The following is a 23375-nucleotide window of genomic DNA, read 5'->3' as shown; positions in this document are numbered from 1 at the left end:
CCGCGTGGCTCAGTGGGAGGCCGCACTGGCGGCCTGCGTGGGCGGAGCCGCCTGGTATCGGCGCACCTTCTGCCCGGCCGTCAACACATGCACGCCGGCCACCACGACCTCCTCACCCGGTTTCAATCCATTGGCAACCACCACTTCGTTGCCGTCGGCCCCGGCCACCTGCACCGGGCGCGGCTTGACGGTCATGCCGGCTGGGTCCAGCACCCACACCGAGGTACGCCCCTGCTGCTCCAACACCGCGCTCAGCGGCAACTTGATGACCTGGCTTACATTGGGCGTCTTCAGCAGCACGGCGGCGGTTTGCCCGAGCTTTGCATCCAGCTTGCCCACATCCGCCTTGGCAAGAAAAGTCCGTGTCACCGGATCGGCCGCTGCGGCGAGTTCGCGCAAGCGTATCTCCTTGACCGGCTGATCGTCAGCCCACAGCCTCACATTGAAGGCCCCCGGCACCGATGCCGCCGCACGCAGCAAACCGACCTGGTCTTCCGGCACGGAGAACACCACGTCCCGGGGTCCGTCATGGGCAATCCGCACAATGGGCGTGCCCGGCCCGACGACCATGCCGGGTTCGGCATCCACGCCGGTGATGACCCCCGCGGTGTCCGCCACCAGCACCGCATAAGCGGCCTGATTGGCCTGCACCGCGGCCTGCGCCTTCGCCTGCTCCAGTTGAGCCTGCGCGGCCTTGAACGCGCTGTCGCGGCGCTCCAACTCCGCCGCACTGATGAAGCCCTGATCGCGCAACTCGATGAAGCGACGGTAGTCTGCCGCCATCTGGTCACGGCTCACACGCGCAGCCAATACCGCCGCCTTGGCCGCCTCCTGCGCCAACAGCAGGTCCTGGGCGTCCAGCTGGGCCAGCACCTGTCCGGGCTTGACGGCGTCACCCAGATTCACGCGCCGCTGCAACAACTTGCCGCCCACGCGAAACGACAGGCGAGACTCGGTGCGCGCGCGGATCTCAGCCGCATACTCACGCACGCCCTCCGCTGAACCGGCAGCCAACACCATGGTACGCACGGCACGCTCGGGTTCGGGCGCCGGCGCCGGCTTGCTGCAGCCGAGCACCAGCAATGCACCGAGCACCGATGCGGACAGACGCGAAAAGACTTGGGGCATGGACCACCTCGACAAAGGGGCGCGTCGCAACAACGCAAAGACAATGCACCCCGGATTTAACTGACCAACCGGTCAGTAATGTATGCAGCCGCTTCTGCGCTGTCAAACGGCGTTAGCCGCCAATTCGTCCAGCGGCAGACAACATTGCATTTGCAAAACACACACAATCTGCCCCGTGAGCATAGAACACTACGAAAACTTCCCGGTCGCTTCCTGGCTGTGCCCACCAGCGCTGCGGCCGGCCGTCACAGCGATCTACCATTTCGCTCGCACCGCCGATGATCTGGCCGACGAAGGCGAAGCGACGACCGAGCAGCGCCAACAGGCGCTGCGGGCGTACCGCAGCGATCTCCATGCCGTCTCGGCCGGCGTCGCGCCCTCGCCGCGCTGGAGAGCGCAGGTATTCGCCCCCCTGGGCCGGGTCTTGCAGGCCTACCGACTGCCCTTGCAGCTGCTCGACGATCTGCTGGACGCGTTCGAGCAGGACCTGGTGAAAACACGCTACGCCGACCGCGCCGAGCTGCTGGACTACTGCCGCCGCTCGGCCAATCCGGTGGGGCGCCTGCTGCTGCATCTCTACGGCGTCGACGATGCCCTCGCGCTGCAACGCTCGGACGCCATCTGCACCAGCCTTCAGCTGATCAACTTCTGGCAGGACATGAGCCGCGACGGTCCGGTCGGGCGCTGCTACGCACCGGGCCCGGATCTGCAGCGCCATGGCTTGACGGCCGAGGACTTGCTTGCCTGCAAGGACAGCCCGGCCGCCCGCAAGCTGTTGCACGAACTTTGCGCCTGGGCCGAGGGCCTGATGCGCGAGGGAGCGCCGCTGGTGCATCAGCTGCCCGGGCGCGCCGGCTGGGAGCTCAGGCTGGTGGTGCAAGGCGGCCTGCGCATTCTTGAGAGAATCCGCGCCATGGAATTTGCTACCCTCAGCGCGCGCCCCCATCTGGGCGCGCAAGACCTGGCCCCAATGCTGTGGCGCGCCCTGCGCATGACGCCCGCGCGCCTGGCGCGCCAAGCGCAACACGCGGAGGCCGCGTGAGCCCCGAGCAGTATGTGCAAGAAAAGGCCGCCGGCAGCGGCTCGAGCTTCTACTACGCCTTCCTGTTCCTGCCCGCGCCACGCCGCGCCGCCATCACGGCCTTCTACGCCTTCTGCCGCGAGATCGACGATGTGGTGGACGAGACGCAGGACGCCGGTGTGGCCGCGACCAAGCTGGCCTGGTGGCGCAAGGAAGCGATGGCCGCCTTTGCGGGGCAGGCTCAGCATCCGGTGATGCGCGCGCTCATGCCCCATTGCCCTGTCTACGACATCCGACTGGAACATTTGATGGCGGTGATCGAGGGCTGCCAGATGGACCTGGATCAGAGCCGCTTTCTCGACTATCCCGGCCTGCAGCGCTACTGCCACCTGGTGGCCGGCGTGGTGGGCGAAGTCGCCTCGGCCATCTTCGGCCGCAGCGAGCCGCAGACGGTGGCCTATGCGCACAAGCTGGGCCTGGCCATGCAGCTCACCAACATCATCCGCGACGTCGGCGACGATGCGCGCCGTGGCCGCATCTATCTGCCGATCTCGGAGCTGCAGCAGTTCGACGTCAAGGCGCACGAGATCCTGCTGAGGCAGGCACCCTGGGGCTATAGCGAGCGCTTCAGCCGCCTGATGGCCTTCCAGGCCGAACGCGCACATCGCCTCTATGACGAAGCCTTCGCACTGCTGCCCGAGGCCGATCGCGTGGCCCAGAAGCCCGGCATCATGATGGCCAATATCTACCGCGCCCTGCTGCGTGAGATCGAGGCCGAGCGCTTCCAGGTACTGCACCAGCGCATCTCGCTGACGCCGCTACGCAAACTCTGGATCGCGGTGCGCACCAACTGGCGCGGCCGTTGATGGCCGGCCGCACGCGCCTGGCGGTGATAGGCGGAGGATGGGCCGGGCTGGCGGCGGCCGTCCAGGCCTGCCAGGCCGGCGCCGAAGTCACGCTGTTCGAGATGGCCGGCGCGCCGGGGGGGCGGGCGCGCTCGGTCAGCGCCGGCGGGCATGAACTCGACAACGGCCAGCACATCCTGATCGGCGCCTACAGCGCCAGCCTGTCGCTGCTGCAAACCCTGGGCGTGGACCCTGCCACGGCGCTGCTGCGCCTGCCGCTGCAACTGCGCTACCCCGAGCATGCCGGCTTGCGCTTGCGCGCCGGCCATCCGGTGCCTAGCTTCGCCCTCGCGGTGCTGCGCCACGCCGGCTGGTCATGGCGGGCACGGCTCTCGCTGCTGCGGCATTGCACGGCCTGGGCGCTGCGGCGCTTCGAGTGCGCTGAGGAACTTAGCGTGGCCGAGCTCTGCGCGGGCCTGGCCGACAAAGTCCGCGCAGATCTGGTCTGGCCGCTGTGCGTGGCGGCATTGAATACGCCGGCGGAGCACGCCAGCGCGCGCGTATTCCTGCGCGTGCTGCGCGACGCCTTGTTCAGCGGCCCCGGCTCGGCCGACCTGCTGCTGCCGCGCCTGGGCCTGAGCGACCTGTTGGCACGGCCGGCGGCGGTCTGGCTGGGCCGTCATGGCGCAAGGCTGCGCATGTCGCAGCGTGTCGAGGCCTTGCACGCCAATCGCGATGGCGCCTGGCTGGTCGATGGCGAACGCTTCGACGCCGTGGTGCTGGCCTGCAGCAGCGTGGAGGCGGCACGCCTGACGCAAGACCTGGCCCCGGGCTGGAGCGGACTCGCCCGGGCGCTGCGCTTTGAACCCATCGTCACCGTTTACCTGGAGAGCCCGGGCTCGACCCTGCCCTCGCCCATGCTGGCGCTGCGCGAGGGTCCGGCCGACCCGGCGCAGTTCGCGTTCGATCTGGGCCAGCTGGACCCGCGGCGCCATGGGCAGTTCAGCCTGGTCGTCAGCGGGGCGGCAGCATGGACCGCGCGCGGCCTGGACGCCTGCGCGGCAGCGTGCATGCAACAGGCGCAAGGCCAACTCGGCTGGGCCAGCGCGCCGCGCCTGCTGCGCGTGTTGGCCGAGAAACGCGCCACCTTTGCCTGCACCCCGGGGCTGGTGCGCCCCGGCAGCACGCTTGCGCCCGGCCTCTATGCGGCGGGCGACTATGTCGACGGCCCCTACCCCGCCACCCTGGAGGGCGCGGTACGCGCGGGCATGGCGGCAGCGCGTCAAGCGTTGTCGCACAGCGGCAGCCTCTAATTTCGCGATGTAAAAACAGGGCAATTCCCGCACAATGAAGCCATGAAGCAAAAAGAGGCTCAGGCACCCGCGATTCAAGTCCTGGAACGAACGTTTGCACTCCTGGACGTGCTGGCCAGCCAGCAGGATCCGGTCTCGCTCAAGCAGATCAGCGAAACCACCGGGCTGCACCCCTCCACCGCTCACCGCATACTGAACGATCTGGCGATTGGCCGCTTCGTCGACCGGCCCGAGGCGGGCAGCTATCGACTCGGCATGCGCCTGCTCGAACTGGGCAACCTCGTGAAGGCGCGCCTGGATGTGCGCGATGCCGCCATCGGGCCGATGCGTGAACTGCACAAGCTGACCCACCAGCCCGTCAATCTGTCGGTCCGCCAGGGCGATGAGATCGTCTATATCGAACGCACTTACTCCGAACGCTCGGGCATGCAGGTGGTGCGCGCGGTGGGCGGCCGCGCGCCGCTGCACCTGACCTCGGTGGGCAAGCTCTTCCTGGCCAGCGACGATCCGCAGCGGGTGCGTGCCTATGCCACTCGCACCGGGCTGGCCGGCCACACCCGCAACAGCATCACCGACATCCAGGCCCTGGAACGCGAAATGGCGCTGGTGCGCCAGCGCGGCGTGGCGCGCGACGACGAGGAGCTGGAGCTGGGGGTGCGCTGCATGGCCGCCGCCATCTACGACGACCAAGGCAAGCTGATCGCCGGCCTGTCGATCTCGGCGCCGGCGGACCGGCTCGAAGAGGCCTGGTTGGCGCGCGTCAAGGAAACCGCCGCGCAGATCTCAGCAGCGCTGGGCTACCGCGGCGGCTGAATCAACCGCTGGCGCTGCTGTCGGCCAGCGTGCTGGGTTGGGTGCTCAGCCATTTGCGCACCCGCTCGGCATCGCCGATCCGCGAGTACTTGCCGGTCGAATCCAGGAACACCATGATCAGCTTGCGACCTGCCAGCTTGGCCTGCATCACCAGGCAACGACCGGCCTCGTTGATGAAACCGGTCTTTTGCAGACCGATGTCCCAGCTGGAACTGCGCACCAGACCGTTGGTGCTGTGGAAGGCCATCTGGCGCTTGCCCACCATCACCTGATGGTCCTTGGAGGTGGAGAATTCGCGCAGCAGTGGGAATTCATGCGCCACCTTGACCAGCGCGGCCAGATCCTTGGCGCTCGACTGATTGCGACTCGACAGTCCCGTAGGCTCGACGTAATGCGTGTCCGTCATGCCCAGGCTCTGGGCCTTCTGATTCATGGCCGCCACAAAGGCGGCTGGCCCGCCCGGGTAGTTGCGCCCCAGCGCGCTGGCGGCACGGTTCTCCGACGCCATCAGCGCCAGATGCAGCAACTCACCACGGCTCAGCGTGGTACCGATGGCCAAGCGCGAGCCCGTGCCCTTCTCGGTGTCCTTGTCCTCGTCGCTGATGGTCAGCCGCTCGTCCAGTGGCAAACCCGCTTCGACCACCACCAAGGCCGTCATCAGCTTGGTGATCGAGGCAATCGGCAGCACCGCCTGGGAATTCTTCGAGAACAGCACCTCGTTGGTGTCCTGATCCAGCACCAGGGCGACGCTGGACTTCAGGTCCAGCGGATCATCCACGGCATGCAGGCCATAAAGCTGGCCGAACGTGGGCTTGGCGGCCGCCTCCACCATCGCAGCCTTGCGCGGCGAGCGTGGTGCCGGCTTGGCCTTGCGCACACCGCTCTTGCTGGTGGGCTGCTGCGCAGCCGCCTCGGCCGACTGCACGGGCGCCAAGGCACCCGCGCCCAATAGAAGACCGCTCAAAGCAAAGCCGGAAAACAGAGTAGCTAAAGTCTTCAATCGCATCCCCAACAAGGTCGACCGCAGTTTAGGCGATAGAAAAAAGTCAGGCAAGATCAGAAACTTAAAGCATGATGCTTAAGTAAAGCATCGCTTTTTGATCGAAGCCTCAACCCTGCGCGGCCACCCGCTCCACCTTGCTCTGCAGCTTGTTCAGCGCGCTCAAATATGCCTTGGCCGAGGCCACCACGATATCCGGGTCGGCCCCCACGCCGTTGACCACGCGCCCCGCGTGCTGCAGTCGCACGGTGACCTCGCCCTGAGATTCTGTGCTACCGCTGGTGATTGCGTTCACCGAATACAAGATCATTTCGGCACCACTTTGCACTTTGCTCTCGATTGCACGTAGGCTGGCATCCACCGGGCCGTTGCCATCGCTCTCGGCGCTGAACTCGTGGTCGCCGGCGGAAAACACCACCCGTGCATGCGGACGCTCACCGGTTTCCGAATGCTGGGCGAGCGAAACCAGGCGGAAATGCTCGTGGTCCTGGGTCACCGACTCGTCCATCACCAGGGCGATGATGTCCTCGTCGAAGATCTCGTTCTTGCGGTCGGCGAGGTCCTTGAAGCGCACGAAGGCGGCATTCACCTCGGCCTCGGACTCCAGCGCCACACCCAACTCCTGCAGGCGCTGCTTGAAGGCATTGCGGCCGCTGAGCTTGCCCAGCACGATCTTGTTGGCGCTCCAGCCCACGTCCTCGGCGCGCATGATCTCGTAGGTATCGCGCGCCTTCAGCACGCCGTCCTGATGGATGCCCGAGGCATGCGCAAAGGCATTCGCACCCACCACGGCCTTGTTGGGCTGCACCACGAAACCGGTGGTTTGCGACACCAGGCGCGAGGCCGGCACGATCTGGGAGGGGTCGATGCCCAGGTCCAGGCCAAAGTAATCGCGCCTTGTCTTCAGCGCCATCACCACCTCCTCCAGCGAGCAGTTGCCGGCACGCTCACCCAGGCCATTGATGGTGCACTCGACCTGGCGCGCGCCACCGATCTTGACCCCGGCCAGGGAATTGGCCACCGCCATGCCGAGGTCGTTGTGGCAATGCACCGACCAGACCGCCTGATCGGAGTTCGGCACCTTCTCGCGCAAGGTCTTTATGAAATTGCCGTAGAGCTCGGGAATGGCATAGCCCACCGTGTCGGGGATGTTGATGGTGCGCGCGCCTTCCTTGATCACGGCCTCGACCACACGGGCCAGGAAGTCCATGTCGGAGCGGTAGCCATCTTCGGGCGAGAACTCGATGTCGTCGGTCAGGTTGCGGGCAAAGCGCACTGCCAGCGTGGCCTGCTCCAGCACCTGCTCACGCGTCATGCGCAACTTCTTCTCCATGTGGAGTTCGCTGGTGGCGATAAAGGTGTGGATACGCGAGCGTGCCGCACCCTTGAGCGCCTCGGCCGCACGCGCGATGTCGCGATCATTGGCGCGCGCCAGCGAGCAGATGGTGCTCTCACGCACCGCATCGGCAATCGCCTTGACGGCCTCGAAATCACCATTGCTGGAGGCGGCAAAGCCGGCCTCGATCACGTCGACGCGCATGCGCTCCAGCTGGCGGGCGATGCGCAGCTTTTCGTCCTTCGTCATCGAAGCGCCGGGCGATTGCTCGCCGTCACGCAAGGTAGTGTCGAAGATGATCAGCTTGTCAGCCATGGGAATCCTCCGAGTCAGGCAGTTTGGTGATGAAGTAGCAGGCGAAAAAACAAAAAGCCCGCGAAGCAGATGCTCGGCGGGCTCCTGGGGAGAAGAGACGGCTGGTGTCAGGCGCGCACCGGCCTCAAGCCCCAGGGCCCGATGGCTAGTAGCAAAGCGGCGGTGACGACAACGGTCTTCATGCGTTCGAATGTAGCATGGCCTGCTCGGTTTTTTCCGGCCAGCCTACGTCAATGGTGAAGTCCCTTTTCATCGGGCTCATCGGTCGACGTGGCGATCACGCTCACCGGCCTGCCCTTCATGCGCTTGTAGCCATACACCACATAGCCCGACAGGCCATACAAGCAGAACAGGCTGAACAGCACGATGGGCGGATGGATGTTGATCACCGCGATCAGCAGGGCGATGGCCACGATGGTGATGAAGGGCACCGAGCGCTTGAAGCTCACATCCTTGAAGCTGTAGAAGGGCGCGTTGGTGACCATGGTAAGTCCGGCATATAGCATGAAGCCGAAGGCCAGCCAGCTGAGTTGCGGATCCTGGCTCACGCCCATATAGCCGGCGTCGTCCAGCACCCAGATCAGCCCCATCACCAGCGCTGCGGCGGCCGGACTGGGCACGCCCTGAAAGAAACGCTTGTCGACCACCGCCAGGTTGGTGTTGAAACGCGCCAGGCGCAGCGCCGCGGCCGCGCAGTAGACAAAGGCCGCGAACCAGCCCCATTTGCCCAGCCCCTTCAGAGCCCACTCGTACATGATCAGCGCCGGAGCGGCACCGAAGGACACCATGTCGGAGAGGCTATCCATCTGCTCGCCAAAGGTGCTCTGCGTGTTGGTCATGCGCGCCACGCGCCCGTCCAGGCTGTCCAGCACCATGGCGCAGAAGATGCCGTAGACCGATTGCTCGAAGCGCCCGTTCATCGCCATCACGATGGCATAGAAGCCACCGAACAAGGCCGCCAGCGTGAACAGATTGGGCAGGATGTAGATGCCCTTGCGGCGCGGCCGCACGGGCTCCAACACCTCGCCGTACTCGTCGTCCAGCGGGTGATCGGGTTTCTTGGCTTCGCTCATGGGGCCGGAGGATACAACAGTGCGATCATGAAAAAAGCCGCGCGGCCATTGCCTGCGCGGCTCTGGAAACCGGCTCGGCCCCGCCTCAGTTCTTCGACTGATCCACCAGGCGGTTCTTCTTGATCCAGGGCATCATGGCGCGCAGTTTCTCGCCCACCTGCTCGATCGGATGCTCGGCGGTCAGGCGACGGCGGCTCAGCAAGGTCGGCGCACCGGCCTTGTTCTCGAGGATGAAGCTCTTGGCGTATTCACCGGTCTGAATGTCCTTCAGGCATTGGCGCATCGCGTTCTTGGTGGCTTCGGTCACCACGCGCGGGCCGGTGACGTACTCGCCGTACTCGGCGTTGTTCGAGATCGAGTAGTTCATGTTGGCGATGCCGCCCTCGTAGATCAGGTCCACGATGAGCTTGAGCTCATGCAGGCACTCGAAGTAGGCCATCTCGGGCGCATAGCCGGCCTCGGTGAGGGTCTCGAAGCCCGCCTTGATCAGCTCCACGGCGCCGCCGCACAGCACGGCCTGCTCGCCGAACAGATCGGTTTCGGTCTCTTCGCGGAAATTGGTCTCGATGATGCCGGCCTTGCCGCCGCCATTGGCCGAGGCGTAGGACAACGCCAGATCACGCGCCTTGCCGGTCTTGTCGGCGTAGACCGCGATCAGGTGCGGCACGCCGCCGCCCTGGGTGTAGGTGCCACGCACCGTGTGGCCGGGAGCCTTGGGGGCAACCATCCAGACGTCCAGATCGGCACGCGGCGTCACCTGGCCGTAATGCACATTGAAACCATGCGCGAAGGCCAGCGAGGCGCCCTGCTTGATATGGGGCTCGACCTCGCGCTTGTAGACCTCGGCGATCTGCTCGTCGGGCAGCAGAATCATCACCACGTCGGCGGCCTTCACGGCATCGGCAATCTCGGCCACCTTCAGGCCGGCGTTCTCCGCCTTGGCCCAGGACGCGCCGCCACGACGCAGGCCGACGGTCACCTTGACGCCGCTGTCATTCAGGTTTTGTGCGTGGGCATGGCCTTGTGAGCCGTAGCCGATGATGGTGACGTTCTTGCCCTTGATGAGGCTCAGGTCAGCGTCCTTGTCGTAGTAAACGTTCATGTCGGTCTCCAGGAAAAAACGGTTCAGGGGTGTTGGCTAAGAAAGGCGCTCAGACGCGCAGGATGCGTTCGCCGCGCCCGATGCCGCTGGCACCGGTGCGCACGGTCTCGAGAATCGCGCTGCGGTCGATGGCGTCGATGAAGGCATCCAGCTTGGAGCTGTCGCCCGTCAATTCGATGGTGTAGGTCTTCTCGGTCACGTCGATGATGCGGCCGCGGAAGATGTCAGCGGTGCGTTTCATTTCCTCGCGCTCCTTGCCGACGGCACGCACCTTGATGAGCATGAGCTCGCGTTCGGTGTAATTGCCCTCGGTCAGATCGACCACCTTGACCACCTCGATGAGGCGATTCAGGTGCTTGGTGATTTGCTCGATCACCTCGTCGGAGCCGGTGGTGACGATGGTCATGCGCGACAGCGAGGCGTCTTCCGTCGGCGCCACCGTCAGGCTCTCGATGTTGTAGCCGCGGGCGGAGAACAGGGCGACGACGCGCGACAGCGCGCCCGGCTCGTTCTCGATGAGCAGTGCAATGATGTGTTTCATGGGTCCTCGTCCTGCGCGCTCTTCAGACCGTCGGCGGTAACCGCCGGCCCTTGGCCACGCTGTTCGATGTCAATGGAATGGAACGCCTGGGGTCACTCTGCCGCACATCCGGCAATGCGCCGGGCTTGCTGCGGTAACAACAAGCCTGCACATCGCCTTCGATGCCTCAGAGGTCCTCGGACCCCAGCAGCATTTCCGAAATGCCCTTGCCGGCTTGCACCATGGGCCAGACGTTTTCGGTCGGGTCGGTGCGCACGTCCAGGAACACGGTGCGGTCCTTCAGGCGGATCGCCTCGCGCAGGGCGGGCTCGACGTCCTCGGGGCGCTCGACCAGCAGGCCGACGTGGCCATAGGCCTCGGCCAGCTTGACGAAGTCGGGCAGCGCATCCATATAGCTGTGCGAGTAGCGCTTGCCGTAATCCAGTTCCTGCCACTGCCGCACCATGCCCAGGTAGCGGTTGTTCAGCGAGACGATCTTCACAGGCGTCTTGTACTGCTGGCAGGTCGAAAGCTCCTGGATGCACATCTGGATCGAGCCTTCGCCGGTGATGCAGAACACATCCGACTCCGGCTTGGCCAGCTTGATGCCCATCGCATAGGGCAGGCCCACGCCCATGGTGCCCAGGCCGCCGGAATTGATCCAGCGGCGCGGCTCATCGAAGCGGTAGAACTGCGCGGCCCACATCTGGTGCTGGCCCACATCGGAGGTGATGTAGGTGTCGCGGTCGCGGGTCAGATTCCACAGCGTTTCCACCACGGCCTGCGGCTTGATGACGCCACTGTCCTTCTTGTAGGCCAGGCAGTCGCGGCGGCGCCATTCGTTGACCTGGCTCCACCATGCGTTGATGGCGGCGGCGTCTGGCCTGGCCTGGGCCTCGCGGATCTGGTGGACCAGCTCCTGCAGCACGTCCTTGACGTCGCCGACGATGGGAATGTCGACGCGCACCCGCTTGGAAATCGACGAGGGGTCGATGTCCACATGGATGATCTTGCGCTCCACCTGGGCGAAATGCTTGGGATTGCCGATCACGCGATCGTCGAAGCGCGCACCCACGGCCAGCAGCACATCGCAATGCTGCATGGTCATATTGGCCTCGTAGGTGCCGTGCATGCCCAGCATGCCGAGGAAGCGCGGGTCGCTGGAGGGGAAGGCGCCCAGACCCATCAAGGTGTTGGTGACCGGATAGCCGAGCAGGTCTACCAACTCGCGCAACTCCTTGGAGGCCTCGCCAAGGATCACGCCGCCACCGGTGTAGATATAGGGGCGTTTGGCCTGCAGCAGCAGTTGCACCGCCTTGCGGATCTGGCCGCTATGGCCCTTGCGCACCGGGTTGTAGGAGCGCATCTCCACATGGGCGGGATAGCTGAAGTGGGCCTTGCTGAGCGAGACATCCTTGGGGATGTCCACCACCACCGGGCCGGGGCGGCCGGTGCGGGCGATATGGAAGGCCTTCTTCATCGTCATCGCCAGATCGCGCACATCCTTCACCAGGAAGTTGTGCTTGACGATGGGGCGGGTGATGCCGACGGTGTCGCATTCCTGGAAGGCATCCAGGCCGATCGCCGGCGTCGGCACCTGGCCGGTGATGATCACCATCGGGATCGAGTCCATATAGGCGGTGGCAATGCCTGTCACGGCATTGGTCACACCCGGACCCGAGGTCACCAGGGCAACGCCCACTTCGCCAGTGGCGCGGGCATAGCCGTCAGCGGCGTGCACGGCGGCCTGCTCATGGCGCACCAGCACATGCTGGATATGGTCTTGTTTGTACAGTGCGTCGTAGATGTACAGCACCGAGCCGCCCGGGTAGCCCCAAAGGTACTTGACACCTTCGGCCTGCAGGCTGCGAACAAGGATTTCAGAGCCGTTCGGCTCCGACGAGGGGGGGGTATTGTGCGGTTGTGCACGACCATCGGGGGTCGCAGCACGCTTGGCGTCCGCGGCAGACATGTCCATATAGAACCTCTGTGAATTTCTCTAACGAAAAACCATCGGTGCCCCTTCTCGCACCCTTGTGAGGTGGATTCGGAGCCTGTGCGGTCAAAAACAAGGCGCCCCGGTTGGGCGGCCAGCTTGAGACTAGGAACTCATTGTGCGAAGCAGCATTATGCACGCAAACCCGCGGTCACCAATGATTTGCCTAGGGTCGGCTCTCGCAATGCAATAATTCGCGTCGTTTTGCCAGCTCCGGGCTTGCCCTCTCCACATTGGCTTCCGATACAGAACTCAACGATTTTCTGCGCAGCGCCGAACGCCGGGCCTTCAAACGAACGGCCTACTTGGTGCGTGACGACGATGCCGCGCTGGACATCGTGCAGGACGCCATGATCCGCCTGGCCGAAAAGTACTTCGACCGCCCGGCGGCCGAGCTGCCGCTGGTGTTTCCGCGCATCCTGTCGAATGCGACGATGGACTGGTTCCGGCGCCAGAAGGTCAGAAACGCCGTCATGCACAACATGTCGGACTTCGAGTCATCGGACCCCGACGGAATTTTCGACCTGCTGGAAACCCTTGAATCGCAGGACGGCGCGATGGGCGCGCTGAGCGCGGCCGACGAGGTTTCCAAGGGTCAGATCCTGCAGGCCATCGATCAGGAAGTATCTATGTTGCCGGCGCGTCAACGGGAAGCCTTCCTGCTGCGTTACTGGGAAGAGCTGGATGTCGCCGAGACCGCGGCCGTGATGGGTTGCTCCGAGGGAAGTGTTAAGACACACTGCTCGCGAGCGATTCATTCATTGGCCAAGTCACTCAAAGCCAAGGGAATCACATTATGAGCAAGCAGCACTCGCAGATCAGTCAGGACCAGGAAGCGCGCATGGCACGTTTTGGCCTGAGCGTCGCCGCGGGCCTGAATGCCCAATGCGAGCAACTCCCGGCCGATATCGGCGAACGCCTGCGCTTCGCGCGCGAGCAGGCCCTGCTGAAAGCCAAGGCGGCGCGTCTGGCGCAGCCCGAACTGGTGCAACAAGCGGCGGCGATTCCGCAGGGCGATAGCCTGGCCCTGCAAGGCGGCCCTGGCGGCAAGCCTTCGGGCTGGCTCAAGCTGGCATCGCTGGGCCCGCTGCTTTTGTTGGTACTGGGCTTGTTGCTGATCCAGCACAGCCAGTGGTACCAGCAGATCCTGGCCGCGGCGGAAATTGATACGGCCCTGCTGTCGACCCAGCTGCCACCCGCCGCCTACAGCGATCCGGGCTTCCGCGAGTATCTGAATGAAGACCAGCAAGCTGCGACCGAGCAGCCCGAGTGACCGATTGAGAACATGATTCGGCCACTCCCAACAAATTCGCTCGTCGCCCCTTCCATCACCCTTGCCCTCGGCCTGTTGACGGCCTGGCTGCCCGCGCAGCCGGCTCTTGCGCAGGCGCCCGACGCCGCTGCCGAGGCGGCGAGTGCGGCGCCGGCCAGCAGTGTCGCCTCCGCCACCAGCACTGCCAGCGCCGCCATGGTGGCCAAGCCGCTGCCGGCGCGGCCAGCCGCGAGCCTGCTGGGCATTAGCAACTGGCAGGCATTGAGCCCGGCCCAGCGCTCTGCCCTGGCCCCCCTGCAGCATGAATGGGACAAGCTCGACAGCTCGCGCCGCGGCAAATGGCTGGAGGTGGCGGCGCGCTTTCACGCGCTGCCGGCCGACGAACAGGCGCGCATCCGTGAGCGCATGATCGAGTGGACCAGGCTGAGCCCGATCGAGCGTCAGCAGGCCCGGGTTGGCTTCCAGTCCACGCCGCCGCTCAAGAACGACGAACTGCAGGCCAAGTGGGAAGCCTACCAAGCCCTGCCCCCCGAGCGCCGCCAGGCGCTGGCGGATCGCGCCAGCCAGAAGACCTTGCCCGCCGCGGGCGCAGCCACCAGCGGTACGGACGCAGCACCGGCAAGCCTTGCCAAGTCCAACCTGGTACCGGCACCGTCGGCGGCGCCAATCACGGCAGTAGCACCGTCCATCCTGCAGGCCCGACCTGGCGCGACCACCGTGCTGATCACGCAGGCCAAGACGCTGCCCGCGCACCAGACCGCCGGTCAACCCAAGGTGCTGGCCGATCCCAATCTGGTCGACCCCAAAACCCTGCTGCCGAAGGCGCGCGCCAACTGACCATGAGCGAAGCGATGAACAGCCCGCCGGCACCGGGCCTGCTGCGCCGCATGGCCTGCTTCATGTACGAGGGCGTGCTGCTGTTCGGCGTGGTGTTCGTGGCCGGCTATCTGTACTCAGCCCTCACCCAGCAGCGCCATGCGATGCAGGGCCAGCATGGCTTGCAGGCCTTTCTGTTCGTGGTGCTGGGCATTTACTTCAGCTGGTTCTGGTCGCATGGCGGTCAGACCGTGGCGATGAAGGCCTGGCATCTGCGCGTGGTGGACCAACAAGGCGCCCCGCTCAGCCAGGCGCGTGCCTTGCTGCGCTATCTGCTGAGCTGGCTGTGGTTCATGCCGGCGCTATTGAGCGTCTACGCCATGGGCCTGCATGGCCTGGGGGCCATCTTCGGCACCCTGCTGGCTGGCGTGCTGGGCTATGCCCTGCTGGCCAAGCTGCATCCGCAAGGGCAGTTCCTCCACGATGTGCTGAGCCGCACCCGCCTCATCACGCAAACACCCCCCAAAAAGGCATGAGCAATCCGCACAAGGGCCGCACCGGCCTGGACCGCATCCTGCGCGCCACCGGCTACTCGATGGCCGGCCTGCGCGCGGCCTACACGGGCGAAAGCGCGTTCCGGCAGGAAGTCTGGCTGATGCTGGTGGCCACACCGGCGGCCTTCTGGCTGGGCCGCAACTGGGTCGAGGTGGCGCTGCTGCTAGGCTCGCTGTTGTTGCTGCTGATCGTGGAGCTGCTGAACTCGGGCATCGAAGCGGCCATCGACCGCATCTCGTTCGAGTTGCACGATCTGTCCAAGCGCGCCAAGGACATCGCCAGCGCCGCGGTGTTCCTGGCGCTGCTGCTATGCGCGGGCATCTGGGGCACCGCCCTGTGGCAGCGCCTGCTGGCCTGAGGCCTTAGACCGCCGCCTCGTCGGTCTCGCCGGTGCGGATACGCACCACCTGCTCGACCGGGGTGACGAAGATCTTGCCATCGCCAATCTTGCCGGTCTTGGCCGCCTTCAGGATGGCGTCGATACAGCGCTCGACGTCATCGTCCTTGACCACCACTTCCACCTTCACCTTGGGCAGGAAGTCCACCACATACTCGGCGCCGCGGTAGAGCTCGGTATGGCCCTTCTGGCGGCCGAAACCCTTCACCTCGGTCACCGTCAGACCCGACGCACCCACCTCGGCCAGCGCCTCGCGGACTTCGTCCAGCTTGAAGGGCTTGATGATGGCGGTGATCTGCTTCATGGTCTGACTCCAGCTTTCTTGAAAGGATTGCGGCAATTTAAGCACGGAACTTGGAGGTAATCGGGTAGCGCCAGTCGCGCCCGAAAGCGCGGTGCGTGATGCGTATGCCGATGGGCGCCTGGCGCCGCTTGTATTCGTTGATCTTGATCAGCCGGGTGACACGCTCCACGTCGGCGGGATCAAAACCGGCCGCGATGATCTCGGCGATCGACTGGTCCTCTTCCATATAGCGCGCCAGGATGGCGTCCAGCACCTCATAGGGCGGCAGGCTGTCCTGGTCCTTCTGGTCGGGGCGCAACTCGGCCGAGGGCGGACGGGTGATGATGCGCTCAGGAATCACCGGGCCCAGCGTGCCATCGGCGCGCCGCGTCGGCTGTTCGTTCTTCCAGCGCGCCAGGCGGAATACCAGGGTCTTGGCCACATCCTTGATGACGGCAAAACCGCCCGCCATGTCGCCGTATAGCGTGCAGTAGCCGGTCGCCATCTCGCTCTTGTTGCCGGTGGTGAGCACGATGGAGCCGAACTTGTTGGACAGCGCCATCAGCAGCGTGCCGCGCACGCGCGCCTGGATGTTCTCCTCGGTGGCATCCAGCGGCAGGCCGGCGAATTCGCCCGCCAGGCTTTGCGTGAAGGCCTCGAACATGGGCGTGATGGACTTCTCGTCGTAGCGCACGCCCAGGCGCTCGGCCATGTCGCGCGCATCGATCCAGGAAATGTCGGCCGTGTAGGGCGAGGGCATCATGACCGTGCGCACGCGCTCCGCACCCAGCGCATCCACCGCCACCGCCAGCACCAGGGCCGAGTCGATGCCACCCGACAGCCCGATGATGGCGCCCGGAAAACCGTTCTTGCCGATGTAGTCGCGCACCCCGGTGACCAGCGCCGCCCAGCATTGCGCCTCCAGCACCGGCAAAGGCATGACCTGACCCCGCGGGCAGGCGTCGGCGCCCAGCTCGATCAGCGTCAGGTCCTCCTCGAACATCGGCGCACGCGCCACCAGCTGACCCTGGGCATCGAGCGCGAAGGAAGCGCCATCGAACACCACCTCGTCCTGCCCGCCCACCAGATGGGCATAGAGCAGCGGCAGCCCCACATCGCGCGCGCGCTGGGCCATGCGCTCCTCGCGCTCGGCCACCTTGCCCAGATGAAAGGGCGAGGCGTTCAAGACGCACAGCGCCTGGGCGCCCGCGGCCTTGGCGGCACGCGCGGGCTCGTCGAACCAGGCGTCTTCGCAAATCGTCAGCCCGAAACGCAGCCCATCGATCTCGAACACCACTGCGCCCTGCCCCGCATCGCGGCCGGAGATGAAATAGCGGCGTTCGTCAAACACCTGGTAGTTGGGCAGTTCGCGCTTGCAATAGGTGCGCAAGACCTGTCCCCCTGCCAGCACCGAGGCCGCATTGAAGCGGCGCGGCACGCTCAGGGACTTGGACCTAAGATCCCCGCCATCGTCCATTTGATGCGGATGCCCCACCACCACATGCAAGCCTTCGCACGCGGCAAGCTCTTCGGCAATCAGGCGCAGGCTGGCCGCACAGGCCTCCATAAAGGCCGGCCGCAGCAACAGGTCCTCGGGCGGATAGCCACACAGACTCAGCTCCGGCGTGAGCAGCAGCCTGGCACCCTGCGCATGGGCACGCCGGCCGTACTCGATGATCTTGCTGGCGTTGCCGGCCAGATCGCCGACGGTGACGTTGATTTGCGCAAGCGCGACTTTCACAGACATGGGCGCGGGGTCCTGGCGAGCCCTGGCAAGCGCAGGGCAAAAGCATGAATCGAGGCGGCGCCGATTATGTCATTCGGGTTGCTACCGATCCCCATGACCTACCCCTGCAGGCATGGAACGAATTGCTGAGCGCGCAGGAGCAACCCACGCCCTTCATGCGGCTGGAATACTTCCAGGCCCTGCACGCCAGCGACTCGGCGGTGGCTTCCACCGGCTGGCAGCCGCAGTTCCTGAGCCTCTGGCAAGGCGATGAACTGGTGGGCGCCTGCCCGGCCTATCTGAAGAGCCATTCCTATGGCGAATACGTGTTCGACTGGGCCTGGGCCGACGCCTATGCGCGCCACGGCCTGAGCTACTACCCCAAGCTGCTGGTGGCGGTGCCTTTCACGCCGGTGCCGGGCGCGCGCCTGCTGGCGCGCGACGCCGCCGCGCGCGAAGCCCTGGTGCGCGGCCTGCAGGCGCTGGCCGCACAGCTGCAGCTCTCCTCTGCCCATGTGCTGTTCTGCAATGACGCGGACATGCTCGCCCTGCAGGGCGCGGGCTGGCTGCCGCGCCACAATGTGCAGTTCCACTGGCAGAACAGCCAGCGGGCGCCGCGCGAGTTCAAGGACTATCTGGCCGGCCTGCAGCGCGACAAGCGCAAGAAGATCCAGCAGGAGCAGCGCCGCGTGCGCGAGGCCGGGGTGCGCTTCGAGGTGCGCGAAGGCGCGCAGATCAGCGCGCAGGACTGGGACTTCTTCTACCGCTGCTACACCCACACCTACCGGGCCCATCGCAGCACGCCCTATCTGAGTCGCAGCTTCTTCGCCGAGGCGAGCCGGCAGATGCAGCAGCACTGGCTGATGTTCATCGCCTACCGCGCGGGCGAGCGCCTGGCCGCCTCGCTGCTCGCCCTGGATCCCGAGCGCCGCACCGCCTATGGGCGCTACTGGGGCGCGCTGGCATCCATCCCCTGCCTGCATTTCGACGCCTGCTACTACCAGCCTCTGGCCTGGTGCCTGGCCCAGGCGTATCAGCGCTTCGAGGGTGGTGCCCAAGGCGAGCACAAGATGGCGCGCGGCCTCATGCCGGTGGGCACGCAATCGGCCCACCGCCTGGCGCATCCGCAGTTCCGCGACGCGGTGGCCGAATTCCTGGCCCGCGAGGGCGAGGCCATGCACGACTATGTGAACGAGCTGGAGCAGCATCAGCCCTTCAAAAAGGCATGACCTGACCCCAGAAACGACAAGAGCGCCTCGCGGCGCTCCTGTCGTCGGAAGCAGGACCGACCTTACTTCTGCTGCTGCTTGGCGTAGGCCTCGATGCCCGCCATGATCTCGGCCTTGGCGGCCTCCGGACCTTCCCAGCCCTGCACCTTGACCCACTTGCCGGGTTCCAGATCCTTGTAATGCTCGAAGAAATGCTGGATGGCGTTGAGGCGCATCTTGTTCACGTCCTCGGGCTTCTGCCAGTGCTGGTACATGGGCAGGATCTTGTCGATAGGCACGGCCAGCAGCTTGGCATCGCCACCCGCCTCGTCGTCCATCTTCAGCATGCCGACGGCACGGCAGGTCACCACAACACCGGGCGTCAGGGGGAAGGGGGTCACCACCAGCACGTCCACCGGGTCGCCGTCGTCCGACAGGGTCTGCGGGATGTAGCCGTAGTTGCAGGGGTAGTGCATCGCGGTCGTCATGAAACGGTCCACGAACATGGCACCGGTTTCCTTGTCGACCTCGTACTTGATCGGGTCGGCGTTCATCGGGATTTCGATGATCACGTTGAACTGTTCGGGCGCCTTGGCGCCGGGGGTCACGTTGTGCAGGCTCATTGTGTTCTCTACGGCCAGGGGGAAACCCGCATTCTAGAGGCTCAGCTGATAGGGGGCTGACACCCGGAGCCCCGCGGCCACTTCAGGCTCGCTTCAATCTCGTTTACCCGCATCCACTGGTAAACGCGCAATCCAAGCGTCACGCCCCTCACTTAGCATGAACTCAGCGCCCTGTTGCGGGGCGTCTTCAACAACGGCAGATACAACAGAGGAGACATGTACATGTCGACGAGTTTGGCGCTGTATTTCGCGCTGGCCTGCGGCCTAGCCGCGGTTCTGTACGGCTTCATCCAACGAAGCTGGATTCTCAGTCAGGATGCGGGCAATGCCCGCATGCAGGAGATCGCCGCGGCGATCCAGCAGGGCGCTGCGGCCTATCTGGCCCGGCAATACAAGACGATTGCGATCGTCGGCGTGGTGCTTGCCATCCTGATAGCACTGTTCCTGGACAAGACCACCGCCGTCGGCTTCGTGGTCGGCGCCCTGCTCTCGGGCGCCTGCGGCTTCATCGGCATGAACGTCTCGGTGCGTGCCAATGTGCGCACCGCGCAGGCGGCCACGCAAGGCATGGGCCCGGCCCTCAACGTCGCCTTCAAGGGTGGCGCCATCACCGGCATGCTGGTGGTGGGCTTGGGCCTCTTGGGCGTGAGCCTGTTCTTCTGGTTCCTGAGCGGCGGCGAGAAGGTCGACTCCGCCACGCTCAAGCCACTGCTGGGCTTCGCCTTCGGCTCCTCGCTGATCTCGATCTTCGCGCGTCTGGGCGGCGGCATCTTCACCAAGGGCGCCGACGTCGGCGCCGACCTGGTGGGCAAGGTGGAGGCCGGCATCCCCGAGGATGACCCGCGCAACCCCGCCGTGATCGCCGACAACGTCGGCGACAACGTCGGCGACTGCGCCGGCATGGCGGCCGACCTGTTCGAGACCTATGCGGTGACGCTGATCGCCACCATGGCCCTGGGCGCCCTGGTCGTCAGCAACGCACCGATGGCCGCGGTGCTCTACCCGCTGCTGCTGGGTGGCGTATCCATCATCGCCTCCATCATCGGCTGCAGCTTCGTCAAGGCCAGCCCCGGCATGAAGAACGTAATGCCGGCCCTCTACAAGGGGCTGACAGTGGCCGGCGTACTCTCGCTGATCGCCTTCTATTTCGTCACCAAGGCCGTGGTGCCAGATGATGCGCTGGGTGCCGGCACGCAGCTGCGCCTGTTCGGCGCTTGCGCCGTCGGTCTGGTGCTGACCGCCGTGCTGGTCTGGATCACCGAGTTCTACACCGGCACGCAATATTCGCCGGTGCAGCACATTGCGCAGGCATCGACCACCGGCCACGGCACCAACATCATTGCCGGCCTGGGCGTGTCGATGCGCTCCACCGCCTGGCCGGTGCTGTTCGTGTGCGCCGCCATCATCGCGTCCTACGCGCTGGGCGGGCTTTACGCGATCGCGGTGGCGGCCACGTCGATGCTGAGCATGGCCGGCATCGTGGTGGCGCTGGACGCCTACGGTCCCATTACCGACAACGCCGGCGGCATTGCCGAGATGTCGGAGCTGCCCGAGAGTGTGCGCGCCGTCACCGATCCGCTGGACGCCGTCGGCAACACCACCAAGGCGGTGACCAAGGGCTATGCGATCGGCTCGGCCGGCCTGGCGGCGCTGGTGCTGTTCGCTGACTACACGCACTCGCTGTCGGCACGTGGCATCGACGTGAAGTTCGACCTCAGCGATCCCAAGGTGATCGTGGGCCTCTTCATCGGCGGCCTGATTCCCTACCTCTTCGGTGCGATGGCCATGGAGGCGGTGGGCCGCGCGGCCGGTGCCGTGGTGGTGGAAGTGCGTCGCCAATTCAAGGAGATCAAGGGCATCATGGACGGCTCGGGCAAGCCCGAGTACGGCCGTGCCGTGGACATGCTGACGACCGCAGCGATCAAGGAAATGATCGTGCCCTCGCTGCTGCCCGTGGTGGTGCCGGTGCTGGTCGGCCTGCTGCTGGGCCCGGCCGCGCTCGGCGGCTTGCTGATGGGCACCATCGTGACCGGCCTGTTCGTGGCCATCTCGATGTGCACCGGCGGCGGCGCCTGGGACAACGCCAAGAAGTACATCGAAGACGGTCATCACGGCGGCAAGGGTTCCGAGGCCCACAAGGCCGCGGTCACCGGCGACACCGTGGGCGACCCCTACAAGGACACGGCCGGCCCGGCGGTGAACCCGCTGATCAAGATCATCAACATCGTGGCCCTGCTGATCGTGCCGCTGCTGCCGATGGCCGCCAGCAGCGTGGAGACACCGGCCGCGCATGCCACGCCAGCCGCCGTGGCGGCCAGCGAGCCCGCTGCGCCACCGGCGTCCGCCGCGTCTCACCCCTGAGGGCTTTCCCTAGCCAAGGCCAAACAGCCCGCGATCGCGGGCTGTTCTTGCTTTGACGGGGCGAGAATGCGCGCAACAATAGCTCATCGAAGCGCAGCGCCGATGCCGGCCACCCAATCTCAGCGAGCCCCATGATGAAACCAGCGATCACGCAACACGAGTTGATGCGCCGTCGCTCCCAGATGGCCGACCTGCAGCGCTATGTGCTCAGCCAGGAAGAGGCCTTCGGCCAGTTGCACGGCCGGCTCACGGCCTTCATCGATCGTTACGTGGCCACGCTGGGGCCGCTCTACATGGAACTCGATGCGCTGGAATCGCAGCTGCATCTGGCCATGACCTGCCTCTCCGAAGCGCTGCGTAGCCATGGTGTCGATGCGCGCGCGCCGTTGCCGCCGCGCGCCACCGACCTGCCCCGTCTGAGCGTGCTGCCCAGTGCGGCCCCGCTGCCGCCTGAACCACAGGGTGGCGTGGTCAACGTCGCGCCACCCACGCTCAAGCAGCTTTATCGCCGCGCCGCGATGCGCTTGCATCCGGACCTGGCGCGCAGCGAGCGCGAGCGCAGCAAGCGCGAGGAACAGATGATGGCCGCCAACGAGGCCTACGCCGCTGGCGACCGCCCCAGGCTGGAGGCACTGCTGTTGGCGGCGGGCGAAGACCCACTCAAGGTGACAGGCAGCAATGGCAGCGCCGTGCTCGAATGGTTGCGCCGCAGCGAGTTGGCCGTGCAAGGTAGATTGCGCGTCGTGCAGGCCCATTTGCTGGCCTTGCAAGCCCATCCCATGCACCAGCTCTGGGTCGCCATCGAACGCGCCGAGCTGAAGGGCCTGGATCCCTTGGGCGTGATGGCAAACCGGCTGCGCGCGCAGATCAGCGAACGGCGCCAGGAGCTCTATATCGGCCAGCGCCTGCAGCCCGATTCCAAGCTGGCACTCGCCTTCCTGCACCAGCGCGTGGAACGCATGGGCGCGATGGCACTGGGCTGAAATGCTCGCTTCAAAACAGCGGCCCCAGATACGACAAAACCCAGCATCTTGCGATGCTGGGTTTCTCGTTTTCATTGGTCGGGACGGCGGGATTCGAACTCGCGACCCCTTGCACCCCATGCAAGTGCGCTACCAGGCTGCGCTACGCCCCGACTGAGAAAGAGATTATAGAACGATTTTTGACTAGACCGCAAGCAAACTCGCTCGAATCGACAGCAATTCTTCGCGCACCTGATCCAACGAGAGTTTTTCCAGGCTGACCGTGGCGTGCGCACTGTCGTGCACGCCCGCCGCCATCGCCGCTGCCAGCGCATGGCCAGGGGTCAGGTCTTGCTTGTGTCCGACCAGCTCGGCGGCCTGCGCCTCCTCGCGGAAACTGCTGAGGGCGTCGCCGCGCGGCGCGCCACCCTCGGTAAGCTGATTGCGCGCACCGCTGATGGTGAAGCCCTGGTCGTACAAGAGATCACGGATGCGCCGGATCAGCAACACCTCGTGGTGCTGGTAATAGCGCCGATTGCCGCGTCGCTTCATGGGCTTGAGCTGCGTGAACTCCTGCTCCCAGTAGCGCAGCACATAGGGCTTCACACCGCACAGCTCACTCACCTCACCAATGGTGAAGTAGCGTTTGGCGGGAATGGCGGGAAGCGCTTTGTCCATTGAAATCAAGGGCTTCAGGTGCGGAGGTCAG

23 protein-coding genes and 1 tRNA gene are annotated in these 23375 nt (G+C 65.4%); 12 read left to right on the top strand and 12 right to left on the bottom strand.

Features of this window, described 5'->3' with window-relative positions; translation table 11 throughout:
• Positions 1 to 9: 9 nt before the first annotated feature.
• On the bottom strand, positions 10 to 1077 hold the full coding sequence (locus WG898_RS14225; protein ID WP_339603566.1) for an efflux RND transporter periplasmic adaptor subunit: 1068 nt from the start codon (positions 1075 to 1077) through the stop codon (positions 10 to 12).
• A 226-nt stretch (positions 1078 to 1303) separates the two neighbouring features.
• On the opposite strand from WG898_RS14225, the gene hpnC reads away from it, so the two are divergent.
• From hpnC to WG898_RS14205, 4 genes are read left to right on the top strand one after another with little or no spacing between them, the layout of a single operon-like run.
• A complete protein-coding gene (gene hpnC / locus WG898_RS14220; RefSeq protein WP_339603464.1) occupies positions 1304 to 2170 on the top strand; it encodes a squalene synthase HpnC in 867 nt (288 codons plus the stop codon).
• Positions 2167 to 3015: a presqualene diphosphate synthase HpnD gene (gene hpnD, locus WG898_RS14215; protein ID WP_339603463.1), complete on the top strand. Its 849-nt coding sequence runs from the start codon at positions 2167 to 2169 to the stop codon at positions 3013 to 3015. The genes hpnC and hpnD overlap by 4 nt, the downstream gene beginning before the upstream one ends.
• Entirely contained in the window at positions 3015 to 4307 is a 1293-nt protein-coding gene (hpnE, locus tag WG898_RS14210; protein WP_339603462.1) for a hydroxysqualene dehydroxylase HpnE, read from the top strand. The genes hpnD and hpnE overlap by 1 nt, the downstream gene beginning before the upstream one ends.
• Before the next feature lie 42 nt (positions 4308 to 4349).
• Positions 4350 to 5120: an IclR family transcriptional regulator gene (locus WG898_RS14205; RefSeq protein WP_339603461.1), complete on the top strand. Its 771-nt coding sequence runs from the start codon at positions 4350 to 4352 to the stop codon at positions 5118 to 5120.
• 1 nt (position 5121) lies between these two features.
• Here WG898_RS14205 and pbpG read toward each other — a convergent pair whose 3' ends face one another.
• The 6 genes from pbpG to WG898_RS14175 all read right to left on the bottom strand — a co-directional run bounded on the left by pbpG (position 5122) and on the right by WG898_RS14175 (position 12444).
• Positions 5122 to 6126, bottom strand: coding sequence for a D-alanyl-D-alanine endopeptidase (pbpG, locus tag WG898_RS14200; protein WP_444718945.1), 1005 nt, complete (start codon positions 6124 to 6126; stop codon positions 5122 to 5124).
• 103 nt (positions 6127 to 6229) lie between these two features.
• The gene (locus WG898_RS14195) at positions 6230 to 7771 is read right to left on the bottom strand and encodes a 2-isopropylmalate synthase (RefSeq protein ID WP_339603459.1); all 1542 of its coding nucleotides are present in this window, start codon (positions 7769 to 7771) and stop codon (positions 6230 to 6232) included.
• Positions 7772 to 8001: 230 nt separating this feature from the next.
• On the bottom strand, positions 8002 to 8844 hold the full coding sequence (pssA, locus tag WG898_RS14190) for a CDP-diacylglycerol--serine O-phosphatidyltransferase (RefSeq protein ID WP_339603458.1): 843 nt from the start codon (positions 8842 to 8844) through the stop codon (positions 8002 to 8004).
• An 85-nt stretch (positions 8845 to 8929) separates the two neighbouring features.
• On the bottom strand, positions 8930 to 9946 hold the full coding sequence (gene ilvC, locus WG898_RS14185; protein ID WP_339603457.1) for a ketol-acid reductoisomerase: 1017 nt from the start codon (positions 9944 to 9946) through the stop codon (positions 8930 to 8932).
• A gap of 49 nt (positions 9947 to 9995) precedes the next feature.
• Positions 9996 to 10487: an acetolactate synthase small subunit gene (ilvN, locus tag WG898_RS14180; RefSeq protein ID WP_339603456.1), complete on the bottom strand. Its 492-nt coding sequence runs from the start codon at positions 10485 to 10487 to the stop codon at positions 9996 to 9998.
• 166 nt (positions 10488 to 10653) lie between these two features.
• On the bottom strand, positions 10654 to 12444 hold the full coding sequence (locus tag WG898_RS14175; protein ID WP_339603455.1) for an acetolactate synthase 3 catalytic subunit: 1791 nt from the start codon (positions 12442 to 12444) through the stop codon (positions 10654 to 10656).
• A 251-nt stretch (positions 12445 to 12695) separates the two neighbouring features.
• On the opposite strand from WG898_RS14175, the gene WG898_RS14170 reads away from it, so the two are divergent.
• From WG898_RS14170 to WG898_RS14150, 5 genes are all read left to right on the top strand, one after another.
• Complete coding sequence (locus WG898_RS14170; RefSeq protein WP_339603454.1) at positions 12696 to 13262, top strand: RNA polymerase sigma factor; 567 nt, start codon at positions 12696 to 12698, stop codon at positions 13260 to 13262.
• Entirely contained in the window at positions 13259 to 13735 is a 477-nt protein-coding gene (locus tag WG898_RS14165) for a DUF3619 family protein (protein WP_339603453.1), read from the top strand. Before WG898_RS14170 ends, WG898_RS14165 begins: the two co-directional genes overlap by 4 nt.
• Positions 13736 to 13810: 75 nt before the next feature.
• Positions 13811 to 14572, top strand: a complete 762-nt coding sequence (locus tag WG898_RS14160) for a DUF3106 domain-containing protein (protein WP_339603452.1) — start codon at positions 13811 to 13813, stop codon at positions 14570 to 14572.
• A 2-nt stretch (positions 14573 to 14574) separates the two neighbouring features.
• Positions 14575 to 15087 (top strand): RDD family protein, encoded by a 513-nt coding sequence (locus WG898_RS14155; RefSeq protein WP_339603451.1) that lies wholly within the window; start codon positions 14575 to 14577, stop codon positions 15085 to 15087.
• Complete coding sequence (locus tag WG898_RS14150) at positions 15084 to 15464, top strand: diacylglycerol kinase (protein WP_339603450.1); 381 nt, start codon at positions 15084 to 15086, stop codon at positions 15462 to 15464. Before WG898_RS14155 ends, WG898_RS14150 begins: the two co-directional genes overlap by 4 nt.
• Before the next feature lie 4 nt (positions 15465 to 15468).
• Here the strand turns inward: WG898_RS14150 and WG898_RS14145 are convergent, their stop codons facing one another.
• The gene (locus WG898_RS14145; protein ID WP_241298315.1) at positions 15469 to 15807 is read right to left on the bottom strand and encodes a P-II family nitrogen regulator; all 339 of its coding nucleotides are present in this window, start codon (positions 15805 to 15807) and stop codon (positions 15469 to 15471) included.
• Between the two features lie 37 nt (positions 15808 to 15844).
• A complete protein-coding gene (locus tag WG898_RS14140; protein WP_339603449.1) occupies positions 15845 to 17533 on the bottom strand; it encodes an NAD+ synthase in 1689 nt (562 codons plus the stop codon).
• A gap of 44 nt (positions 17534 to 17577) precedes the next feature.
• On the opposite strand from WG898_RS14140, the gene WG898_RS14135 reads away from it, so the two are divergent.
• Positions 17578 to 18741 carry a GNAT family N-acetyltransferase gene (locus WG898_RS14135; RefSeq protein WP_339603448.1) on the top strand — a complete coding sequence of 388 codons (1164 nt, stop codon included), beginning with the start codon at positions 17578 to 17580 and terminating at the stop codon, positions 18739 to 18741.
• Positions 18742 to 18803: 62 nt separating this feature from the next.
• On the opposite strand, the gene ppa is transcribed toward WG898_RS14135, so the two are convergent.
• Entirely contained in the window at positions 18804 to 19343 is a 540-nt protein-coding gene (ppa, locus tag WG898_RS14130) for an inorganic diphosphatase (RefSeq protein ID WP_339603447.1), read from the bottom strand.
• Positions 19344 to 19565: 222 nt separating this feature from the next.
• Between ppa and WG898_RS14125 the strand changes: the two genes are divergently transcribed.
• Together WG898_RS14125 and WG898_RS14120 are read left to right on the top strand one after the other, a co-directional pair.
• A complete protein-coding gene (locus tag WG898_RS14125; RefSeq protein WP_339603446.1) occupies positions 19566 to 21704 on the top strand; it encodes a sodium-translocating pyrophosphatase in 2139 nt (712 codons plus the stop codon).
• 164 nt (positions 21705 to 21868) lie between these two features.
• Positions 21869 to 22687 (top strand): J domain-containing protein, encoded by an 819-nt coding sequence (locus WG898_RS14120; protein WP_339603445.1) that lies wholly within the window; start codon positions 21869 to 21871, stop codon positions 22685 to 22687.
• A gap of 75 nt (positions 22688 to 22762) precedes the next feature.
• On the opposite strand, the gene WG898_RS14115 is transcribed toward WG898_RS14120, so the two are convergent.
• A tRNA-Pro gene (locus WG898_RS14115) sits at positions 22763 to 22839 on the bottom strand.
• A gap of 31 nt (positions 22840 to 22870) precedes the next feature.
• Positions 22871 to 23344, bottom strand: coding sequence for a MerR family transcriptional regulator (locus WG898_RS14110; protein WP_339603444.1), 474 nt, complete (start codon positions 23342 to 23344; stop codon positions 22871 to 22873).
• Positions 23345 to 23375: the final 31 nt, after the last annotated feature.

It is taken from the genome of Paucibacter soli, assembly GCF_037482845.1.
Lineage (GTDB): Bacteria > Pseudomonadota > Gammaproteobacteria > Burkholderiales > Burkholderiaceae_C > Paucibacter_B > Paucibacter_B soli.
The sequence above is the reverse complement of the archived record's forward strand: the minus strand, read 5'-3'. Positions and strand labels throughout refer to the sequence as shown.

Bases quoted from the DNA above. Each gene is read 5' to 3' on its own strand.
- ilvN (WP_339603456.1), bottom strand. From the start codon at position 10,487: ATGAAACACATCATTGCACTGCTCATCGAGAACGAGCCGGGCGCGCTG.
- WG898_RS14135 (WP_339603448.1), top strand. From the start codon at position 17,578: ATGAATCGAGGCGGCGCCGATTATGTCATTCGGGTTGCTACCGATCCC.
- hpnE (WP_339603462.1), top strand. From the start codon at position 3,015: ATGGCCGGCCGCACGCGCCTGGCGGTGATAGGCGGAGGATGGGCCGGG.
- WG898_RS14165 (WP_339603453.1), top strand. From the start codon at position 13,259: ATGAGCAAGCAGCACTCGCAGATCAGTCAGGACCAGGAAGCGCGCATG.
- WG898_RS14140 (WP_339603449.1), bottom strand. From the start codon at position 17,533: ATGTCTGTGAAAGTCGCGCTTGCGCAAATCAACGTCACCGTCGGCGAT.
- WG898_RS14155 (WP_339603451.1), top strand. From the start codon at position 14,575: ATGAGCGAAGCGATGAACAGCCCGCCGGCACCGGGCCTGCTGCGCCGC.
- ppa (WP_339603447.1), bottom strand. From the start codon at position 19,343: ATGAGCCTGCACAACGTGACCCCCGGCGCCAAGGCGCCCGAACAGTTC.
- WG898_RS14150 (WP_339603450.1), top strand. From the start codon at position 15,084: ATGAGCAATCCGCACAAGGGCCGCACCGGCCTGGACCGCATCCTGCGC.
- WG898_RS14195 (WP_339603459.1), bottom strand. From the start codon at position 7,771: ATGGCTGACAAGCTGATCATCTTCGACACTACCTTGCGTGACGGCGAG.
- pssA (WP_339603458.1), bottom strand. From the start codon at position 8,844: ATGAGCGAAGCCAAGAAACCCGATCACCCGCTGGACGACGAGTACGGC.
- pbpG (WP_444718945.1), bottom strand. From the start codon at position 6,126: ATGCGATTGAAGACTTTAGCTACTCTGTTTTCCGGCTTTGCTTTGAGC.
- WG898_RS14110 (WP_339603444.1), bottom strand. From the start codon at position 23,344: ATGGACAAAGCGCTTCCCGCCATTCCCGCCAAACGCTACTTCACCATT.
- WG898_RS14145 (WP_241298315.1), bottom strand. From the start codon at position 15,807: ATGAAGCAGATCACCGCCATCATCAAGCCCTTCAAGCTGGACGAAGTC.
- WG898_RS14205 (WP_339603461.1), top strand. From the start codon at position 4,350: ATGAAGCAAAAAGAGGCTCAGGCACCCGCGATTCAAGTCCTGGAACGA.
- ilvC (WP_339603457.1), bottom strand. From the start codon at position 9,946: ATGAACGTTTACTACGACAAGGACGCTGACCTGAGCCTCATCAAGGGC.
- WG898_RS14120 (WP_339603445.1), top strand. From the start codon at position 21,869: ATGCGCCGTCGCTCCCAGATGGCCGACCTGCAGCGCTATGTGCTCAGC.
- WG898_RS14125 (WP_339603446.1), top strand. From the start codon at position 19,566: ATGTCGACGAGTTTGGCGCTGTATTTCGCGCTGGCCTGCGGCCTAGCC.
- WG898_RS14175 (WP_339603455.1), bottom strand. From the start codon at position 12,444: ATGGACATGTCTGCCGCGGACGCCAAGCGTGCTGCGACCCCCGATGGT.